Source organism: Methylocaldum sp., from assembly GCF_035627495.1.
Classification (GTDB): Bacteria; Pseudomonadota; Gammaproteobacteria; order Methylococcales; family Methylococcaceae; genus Methylocaldum.
In genome coordinates this window covers 1-1,533 of sequence record NZ_DASPLO010000034.1, presented here as the reverse complement: position 1 = coordinate 1,533, position 1,533 = coordinate 1, and the positions used below count along the sequence as shown (strand labels likewise).

General features: G+C 48.5%; 1 protein-coding gene. It reads left to right on the top strand.

All coding sequences use genetic code 11. From position 1 onward, the window contains the following. Nucleotides 1-638 precede the first annotated feature (638 nt). Nucleotides 639-1,277, top strand: a complete 639-nt coding sequence (locus tag VEB01_RS02790) for a hypothetical protein (RefSeq protein WP_324872598.1) — start codon at nucleotides 639-641, stop codon at nucleotides 1,275-1,277. Nucleotides 1,278-1,533 lie beyond the last annotated feature (256 nt).

The following is a 1,533-nucleotide window of genomic DNA, read 5'->3' as shown; positions in this document are numbered from 1 at the left end:
CGCCGATATATACATGTTTTTGAGCCGCCAAAATCGGAAAGAGGATACGCCATTCATTCTCCGTGACTGCTAATCGGTTCGCCATTTCGTAAATGGCGAGCGACATCGCCGGAGAGCTCCCGAAATGTCAACAGAACCTAGCACCTAGTCGGTTACCTATAAGAGACCAGAAGAAATCTAAACGGAATTGGTTAATCGCCGAGAAGAAGGGGTCAGGCTTTTGATGTTTGATTTAGGCCCCGTGCTCGGAGCCTTCGTTTCCGGCGGTGAGCCAATCGTCAATAAAAAAACCCGGCCGCGAGACGCAAGCCGGGTGTGTACCGCGCGGCCGTAGTAGGATCAGGCGCAAACGCATAGGTTAAGACAACAGCGCGGTAATTCTGAGCTTAGTTCCGTTTTGCCACTTGAAGGCTTTACCAAAGCTAGCGAAGCTTTCCGAAGCCGTAATTTATCCCTGCCAAACACCTTTTTCTAACCGCTTGTAAGCCTTGGCTTACACGTTTTTCAGCCTTTCCGACTTACCTGACCTTTTTCTGATCTTGAAGTAACTATACTTACGGGTGCTGCACTGAAATAGTGTGGCTGTGACAGCGGTGTTAACCAACCGCATCAATCTTAACGAGTGATGGAGAAAAGAAATGGCAAAGGTAAAAGTTGCACTTACCAAAATGCGCTGTCTCGAAGAGACAAGTGAATACAGTGATTCTGACGAGCCATATGTGTTGGTATTTTCAGCTCAGCTTAATAAAGTCGGTGGATTGATCACTGTCCCTTCCGCTATTACGGTTAGATACGGCCCATGGGAAGATGTAGATAAAGGCGATTTGGTATCAACATCTGTTTCAATACCCGGCCCTCTTGGCGACCTACTGAATCATCCATCCGAGAATTTCTGGGGGTTAGATGGTAAGCCACACGAGTTAAACAATCTTGATGACGTCGTTTTCTTAGCAGCATTGATGGAAAACGACGATGCGCAGCCCGGTGGTATCCGAGCGGGAACGCATGCGCAGATGTTCGCTAGCATCACTTCGTATGCAAATGCAGGTATGAGCCGCAGTGACATGGTAACCCGACTCAAAAACGACATGCGCGATATCCTCAAGGGCATAACTGTTACTGGAATACCAAGCGGCGACGATCTGATTGGTGTTTCCGAGGTGCGCTTCGACAAAGACGCATTGCAAAAGGTAAACAGCCAAACGCAGGTCAAGAATATTGAACTACGTGGTGACGGAGGGAAATACCGATTACGGTTCGAAATGAGTAAGGCGTAAGAGATCCGCAAAAAGTCGAGCAGATAGAAAAAAGCCAAGTAGTGAGAAGAGGTCAGACTTTTGTTGTTTGATTAATAGCCCATGCTCAGAGCACTTGTTTTCGCCTGTAGATCAATTGTAAGCGCTCTTTTAACGACGCCCTTGAGCTTGGCGAGACGAGGTTGTAGTCGATCGGGTCAGGTAGCCGCAACGGGCTGGGTGAGATGCCAGGGCAGGAGTTTCTCGAACTCGTCGACCGTTGTTGCCAAGGGCAGCT